The sequence below is a fragment of the Pseudoflavonifractor sp. HNCC25GI2 genome (genome assembly GCF_058136395.1).
Window position 1 is genome coordinate 1 of the sequence record NZ_JBYUOW010000019.1, and the last position, 7380, is coordinate 7380.

Consider the following 7380-nt stretch of genomic DNA (forward strand, 5'->3'; position numbering starts at 1 on the left):
ATGGGTGGTATTGTTCATAAATACTTTCCAGAGTGCTACCAGTTTGACGAGCAGGAGCTGAACAGAATTATTGCTTCGGGGATGAAGTCGGAGCAGTGCCAGCGCATTATTGAAATCGTGAAAAAGGAAAGTGCTGAAAAGCGTGAGAATGCAGTTGTAAAAGCTGAAAGTGAGGTGGCAGGGGATGAAGGTACTGGCAAGAGCGAAAATGCCTAAGACCAGTCAACGAGATTTTCTCGTTGCGCACAGATATACCATCTGCAATGGTATGTGCGCTCTCCGAGGGGTCTTGCAGACAGCTGTTGCCTGCCGAGGGCAGTCAAAAGGGAACACTGCGTTTTCCCTTCGGTGCAGAGGGCGCACCTACCCATTTGCATACTTTGCGTTCAGTGAAGCTCCAAAGAGCGGAGCTGCACTGCCCACAAAGTCAGCCGATACCGCACAATCCACAGTATCGGTCTGCCACAGCCTATGCAGGAGAGTGAGGTGTGGCTATGGCAGTTAAAAACCTAAGTACCCGAGTTGCCATTATCGGAAGAGGTGCAAAGTGCAGAGGTGGTTCATCCGCAGTTGACAAATCTGCATATATCAGCCGTACTACCATGTACTCTGAATATGACGGAACAACCTATTACCCGAAGTATACCGAGGATTTGGTGCATAATGAGGTCATGCTTCCGGTCAATGCACCAGCAGAATATTCAGACCCATCGGTGCTATGGAACTCCGTTGAAATGAGGGAGAGTAAATCTGCCAAAGCACAGCTGGCGAGGTCATATAAAATCAATCTGCCGAATGAGTGGAGTTATGAGCTTGCCATAGAGGTAATGAGGGATTATGTGAAAAGGAACTTTGTGGATGACGGAATGTGTGCGCAGTTTGCCATCCATGACTCTGAAAATCCGAATACGCACCAGCGTAATCTTCACTGCCATATTATGCTTACCATGCGTCCTATTTTGGAAGATGGTTCATGGGGAGATAAGCAGAAGAAGATTTATGCACTGGACGCAGACGGAAACAAGATAAGAAAAAAGAATGGGCAATATAAATGCACCACGCAGGATGTGACTGGATGGAACAGCAGGGAGAATGCCAGGAAGTGGCGCAAGGATTTAGCTGACACCATAAATGCGGTCAATGATAAAAACGGATTAAGGGAGAATTTTTGGGAGCATAGGTCATTTGCAGAGCAGGGGCTTGATACCATACCACAGATACATTTGGGAGAGAAAGCCAGTGCGCTGGAAAGGGCAGGAATACAGACAGAGAGAGGGAATGTCAACCGCAGGATAATGGAGCAGAATAAGGCTATTCTTACTGCAAAAATGCTTGTGGCAAAAGCAGAGGAACAGTTGCAGAAGCTTGTTAATTCCAAGCCAGTTGAAGCAGTACGCAATACTGCAAATGAAGTCCTTGATATGATTAGAGCAGTTGTCGGCAAAAAGGGCAGACTGGAATTGCCAGTAATCAAGAGCAAATATTTGAGGAAGATTTCTCAAAGACAGTCATTGCAGGAGCAGGAGAGAATGGAGCGTTTTGTTGTGGCAAATCAGATTGAGAGCTTTGAGCAGTTGCAGGAGTTTAAGACACAGCGAGAGCCAGCCTATGAGAAGCTGTCAGCGGAGAGACAACAGCTTGCGGAGCAGATAGCAAGACTGGAGCAGTTGCTTGTGGCATACAGTGATTATGAGCCTTATATCGTGTATCATAAGACGAGTAATTCGCTGAAAGGATTTGCCAAGCGTAAATATGATAAGGAGCATGAAACGGAGCTTAGAGAATACGACAGTTATCGTGCAAAATTAAAGAAAATGCTTTCCTCTGATGAGAAGATTACACCGAAGAAATGGACAGCGGAAAAGGCAAAACTGGAAGAACAATTGCAGGAGAGCAATCCCGACTATGCAAGAGTGGTTACGGAGCTTGCGTCAACAGAGGTTATTGAGCATAACCATAAAATGCTTGCCATGACCCGAGAAGCCGAGCAAAATCAACGCAGTCAGATACACAGCAGGAAGAAAAATGAACAGTCATTATAACAGCGAGAGGGCAGTTTACAAGCAATGGTTTGTAGCTGTCCTTTTTGCGTGAAGGGAGAAGAACATGGAAGAAAGCAAGAAAGTGAATACAGAGCATTTCAAGAAAAAGATAGGTAATACCACTTATCGGGTAAGAGTGCATTTTCCGCAGAATACCAAGCGGACTTTTACGGACAGCGTGAATACGCTGATTATGAATGAATGTACCAGCAAAAAGAAATAATCCACATCCTACCTTGACAAATCCTCACAGAAGATACGCTGCTTTCCGCGATGGAGACTGCCGGGAAGGACGATATGCCGGAGGACGCCGAACGCAAGGGCCTGGGGACCCCGGCCACCCGCGCCGGTATCTTAGAAAAGCTGGTGTCCACCGGCTTTCTGGAACGCAAAAAGAGCAAGAAAACCGTGCAGCTCCTGCCCTCCCATGATGCGGTATCCCTTATCACCGTGCTGCCGGAGCAGCTGCAATCGCCCCTGTTGACCGCTGAATGGGAGTACCGACTGGGTGAGATTGAGCGCGGCGAGCTGGCCCCGGAGGATTTCATGGATGGAATTTCCACCATGCTCAAGGAGCTGGTGGGAACCTATCGGATGATTAAGGGCACCGAGTATCTGTTCACGCCGCCCCGCGAGGTGGTGGGCAAATGCCCCCGCTGCGGTGGCGATGTGGCGGAGCTGCAAAAGGGGTTCTTCTGCCAGAGCGAGGGCTGTAAATTTGCCATTTGGAAAAACAACAAGTGGTGGGAGCTGAAGCGCAAGCAGCCAACCAAGGCCATCGTGACGGCGCTACTCAAAAATGGCCGCGCCCATGTAAGCGGCCTGCACTCCGAGAAAACCGGCAAGACCTACGACGCCACCGTGGTGCTGGAGGACGATGGGCAGTACGCCAACTTCAAGCTGGAGTTTGACCAGCAGAAAGGCGGCAAACGATGAAGCTCTCCCTTTATGAACAGGAAACCATTATCCTCTACAACCAGGCTGAAGCCACCGCCGAAGTCTATACCCATGACCCCCGGCTACTGGAAAAGCTGCGGCGGCTGGCGGAGAAATACCCGGACCAGATTATGAAAAAGGACCGCCAAACTTTTCTCGTTCCCAAACGCTGCGTGTCCGTCCGGGAACCGTACAGCGCCGAGCGCCGTAAGGCAGCCAGTGAACGGGCCAAGGCTGCCGGGTACAGGCCGCCCACCCCCAAGAAAGGCAATGAATGAGCATGGCCGAGAGCGTCTTTGAGGCCGTCAAACAGTCTGTCACCGTCCGGGATGCGGCGCAGATATATGGGATCGAGGTCAACCGGAGCGGCATGGCCTGCTGCCCATTCCACGATGACAAAAATCCCAGCATGAAGCTGAACGAGGAATACTTCTACTGCTTCGGCTGCGGTGCCACCGGCGATGTGATCGACTTCACAGCGAGGCTCTACAATCTGTCCCCCAAGGAGGCCGCTGAGAAACTGACCCAGGATTTTGGCCTGGCTTATGACAGTCAGGCCCCTCCCCGGAGGCGCTATGTCCGGCAGAAAACCGAGGCACAGAAGTTCAAAGAGGATCGGGATCATGTCTTTCGTGTCCTGGCTGACTACTATCATCTGCTGAGAAAGTGGGAAACGGACTATTCCCCCAAAACACCGGAAGAACATCCCCATCCCCGTTTTATGGAGGCAATTCAGAAAAAGGACTATACGGGCTATCTGCTGGATTTTTTCCTGGAGGACGGCCCGGAGGAACAGAAGCTGTGGATTGCCGAACATCAATCAGAAATCGCCAATTTGGAAAGGAGAGTGAAAATCATGGCTGATAAGCCCACCAACCGGGAGCGGTTGCAGGAAATCACGGCAGGCATTGAACAGGGTATCAAGGAGCTGTTCGAGAGCGAAAAGTATATGCGCTACCTGTCTGTCATGTCCAAGTTCCACCGCTACTCCGTCAACAACACCATGCTCATCTATATGCAGCGCCCGGACGCCACCCTGGTGGCCGGGTTCAACAAGTGGAAAAACCAGTTTGAACGCCATGTGAAAAAGGGTGAGCATGGCATCACGATCATTGCCCCTACGCCCTACAAAAAGAAGATCGAAGAAATGAAGCGCGACCCGGATACCCAGGCTCCTATTCTGGACGCAGACGGCAAGGCGGTCATGGAGGAAAAGGAAATTGAGATCCCCCTGTTCCGTCCAGTCAAGGTATTCGATGTGAAGCAGACGGAGGGCAAGCCCTTGCCGGATCTGGTTGCCAACTTGTCTGGGACGGTGCCGCACTACGAGGCGTTCCTGGAGGCGCTGCGCCGTTCCGCCCCGGTTCCCATCGAGTTTGAGCCGATGGCCGAGAGCATGGATGGCTATTTTTCCTCTGAGCAGCAGCGGATCGCCATTCGGGAAGGTATGAGCGAGGTGCAGACCATTTCCGCCGCCGTTCATGAGGTCGCACATAGCAAGCTCCATGACCCGAAAAAGTATGAAGTTGAGCAATCCTGGAAAATTGTCATGGATAGCGGCGGCGGCACGGTAAGAGATTATTACTCTGGTTTTGCAACTGAAGCCGAGGCGGAGCAGTTTGCCGCTGACATGGGTTGGTGCTATCTGGACGAAAATCAGTTTGCATGGAACCTGTATGTCGAAGAAGATTTTTATGATCTACAACGGGTTGCCAAGAACAGAAATACAGAAGAAGTGCAAGCGGAAAGCGTCTCCTATGCGGTCTGTCAGTATTTCGGCATCCAGACCGGTGAAAACAGCTTTGCCTACATCGCTTCCTGGTCCAAGGACAAGGAGCTGAAGGAGCTGCGGGACAGCCTGGAGACCATCAACAAGACTTCCTGTGAGCTGATTAACGACATCGAGCGTCACTACAAGGAAATCTGCAAGGAACGCGGTCTTGATTTGGCCGCAGCTCAGAAGCCGGAGCAGACACCCCAGCAGACTGAGGAGGAAAAGGCCCCTACGGAAGAAGTATCTCAGCCCAGCGCCGAGTACCGGGAGGCCCTGCTGGTGCTGGACGATAGCGCCTATCTTCATGTTCAGCCCTGCGACACCGGCTGGGACTACACGCTCTACGATATGGCAACTATGAAGCAACTGGACGGCGGCCAGCTGGATGGAACCGACATGGGCCGTTCCGCAGCAGTCAGCCACATCTACGAAAACCTGGGGATGGGCGACAAGTCCATCAAGGATGCCTCACTGTCCATGATTGAGACTTTGCAGGAGGCCGCTCACCAGCAGACCGCAGAAGCTGCCGCCACCCAGCTGCCGGATGCTCAGGAGCAGGCGTTGGACGAGTATCCCATGCCGGACCCGGTGCTGACCCAGGATAATCTTGAGAAATGCGGCTATCTGGACAGCGATTTGCTGCCGCTTTCCAAAGAGAGAGCCTATGAACTGATGGAGCGAGACCTGACTGTTTATATCGTCCAGGAGGGAGAAAACCCGGAAATGGCCTTTGATACCGCTGACCTGGATGCCCATGACGGCATCTTTGCCGTGTCCCGTGAGGAATGGGAGCAAAGTCCGGCTTTCCATGAAAAAGTGCTGGAACGGCTGGATCGGCAGCTGGAACGGGAACAGGCATTTCTCTCCCATGCGGGTGACTGCTTTGCCATTTATCAGGTGAACCGGGAGGACCCCCAGAATGTGCGCTTTATGAATCTGGATTGGCTGCAATCGCACAATCTGACTGTGGACCGGAACAACTATGATCTGATCTACACCGCCCCTCTGGACGGTTCTGGCAGCACCATAGAGCAGCTGGAAAAGCTGTATGAGCGGTTCAATCTGCAAAAACCGGTTGATTTTCACAGTCCGTCCATGAGTGTCAGCGACATCGTTGCCATCAAGCGGGACGGCAAGGTATCCTGTCATTACTGCGACAGCTTTGGCTTTGAGCAGGTTCCCGGATTCCTGCCGGATAATCCGCTGAAAAATGCTGAGATGATGCTGGAGGATGACTACGGTATGATCGACGGCATCATCAACAATGGCCCCAAGGAGCCGACGGTGGCCCAGTTGGAACAGCAGGCCCGCAGCGGCCAGCCCATTTCCCTCATGGATTTGGCCGACGCCGCCCACCGGGAGGACCGGGAACAGAAAAAGTCCGTCATGGAGCAGCTGAAAAGCCAGCCCAAGGCGGAACACAAAAAGGCAGCGCCTAAAAAGAGCGCGGAAAGGGAGATTTGATATGGGAAACTTCACTTTTGAGGAAACGAACCTGCTTTGTATCTACAACACCGGCAGCCGCACCGGGCTGATTGAGGCGCTGACGGAGATGTGCGGTGAGCTTTCGCCGGAGGAAGCCGAGCTGCGGGAGCTGACGGACAGCGCCCTCTCCAAGCTCCGGGCTATGAGCGACGCCGAGTTTGCCGAACTGGAGCTGTTCCCGGATTTCTAATTTGCCCGGTCCCCTTTGCAATTGATGCGTGGGCATAGTATAATTTTTATGCTACTATTTTGCAATAAGGGGAAATTATTGATGACAACTAATGAATATATGGAGCTGCTCTCAAAGACAGATGAAGAATACGATACAGTGGAAGAAAAAAACTACCAATTGGTTCATAAGATGATGGAGATTTTGCCATCTATCAGTGATGAACAACTTGAGCAAATTAAGGAAGAAATTACAAACAAATATCCGTACAAACAATATTCTTCATTTCTTGAATATGTATGTTTGGCAAGCAAAACAGATTCTGCGGTAGCCGATATATCTAACGGATCGGCTACTCCATTGGACAGTCGTAGTTATACTAACATTATAGATTTTTATAATGATTACGATGAAAACTTAATCAGGTATATTAAAGGGCATCTGTTCTTAGAGTTTGCAATGAACACGATCTTGGAAAAAGCAACTCAAAAAACTGCATCAAAATATACATTTTCTAAAAAAATTGATTTACTCTTTGATGGCAATTTTGTTAACGAAAACGAGAAAAATCTATTAAAGCGAATCAATTACTTTCGCAACAGAATTGCTCACAGATTAGATTATACCTTGACTTTTGATACAGCTTTTGAGTTGGTGGAGCTTTCCGCAAAGGCTGGAGTGGACTATTCAGAGGAAACCATTTTCAGGAACAAAAAACTGTCAGAAGAATGGTACGGCATTACAGGCATTCTAAATGAGTTGTTTCCTAACACATTTTGTCATCTTCTGTATCGAAATGAGCAATATTTTGAAGATAATGAGATAATGGAATATATGTGTTGAAATATTTGCTCTATAAAACATATATAACTTTTTAGGCAGGAAATCTTTCGAGGTTTCCTGCTTTTCTTTTACCACAAAAACGAAAGGAGGATAAACTACTATGCCATCCAAAGCGGTAGTGTCAAGGATTT

At 49.9% G+C, this 7380-nt stretch carries 6 protein-coding genes and 2 pseudogenes; all 8 read left to right on the forward strand.

The features are described 5' to 3' along the window. Nucleotides 1–216 (forward strand): annotated as a pseudogene (locus tag AC3YUO_RS12890) (hypothetical protein); the annotation flags it as partial. 278 nt (nt 217–494) lie between these two features. After that, complete coding sequence (locus tag AC3YUO_RS12895) at nt 495–2042, forward strand: MobA/MobL family protein (RefSeq protein WP_002582176.1); 1548 nt, start codon at nt 495–497, stop codon at nt 2040–2042. Nucleotides 2043–2106: 64 nt separating this feature from the next. Then, a complete protein-coding gene (locus AC3YUO_RS12900) occupies nt 2107–2265 on the forward strand; it encodes a transposon-encoded TnpW family protein (protein WP_080630487.1) in 159 nt (52 codons plus the stop codon). A 17-nt stretch (nt 2266–2282) separates the two neighbouring features. Continuing rightward, nucleotides 2283–2978, forward strand: a pseudogene (locus AC3YUO_RS12905) (DNA topoisomerase); the annotation flags it as partial. Next, nucleotides 2975–3256, forward strand: coding sequence for an immunoglobulin (locus AC3YUO_RS12910; protein WP_489963422.1), 282 nt, complete (start codon nt 2975–2977; stop codon nt 3254–3256). The pseudogene AC3YUO_RS12905 and the gene AC3YUO_RS12910, both read left to right, overlap by 4 nt. Before the next feature lie 2 nt (nt 3257–3258). Next, nucleotides 3259–6216: a YodL domain-containing protein gene (locus AC3YUO_RS12915; RefSeq protein ID WP_489963425.1), complete on the forward strand. Its 2958-nt coding sequence runs from the start codon at nt 3259–3261 to the stop codon at nt 6214–6216. A gap of 1 nt (nt 6217) precedes the next feature. Continuing rightward, a complete protein-coding gene (locus AC3YUO_RS12920; RefSeq protein WP_489963423.1) occupies nt 6218–6427 on the forward strand; it encodes a transposon-transfer assisting family protein in 210 nt (69 codons plus the stop codon). An 81-nt stretch (nt 6428–6508) separates the two neighbouring features. Continuing rightward, nucleotides 6509–7249: a DUF4145 domain-containing protein gene (locus AC3YUO_RS12925; protein ID WP_489963424.1), complete on the forward strand. Its 741-nt coding sequence runs from the start codon at nt 6509–6511 to the stop codon at nt 7247–7249. The last annotated feature ends 131 nt before the right edge of the window (nt 7250–7380 follow it).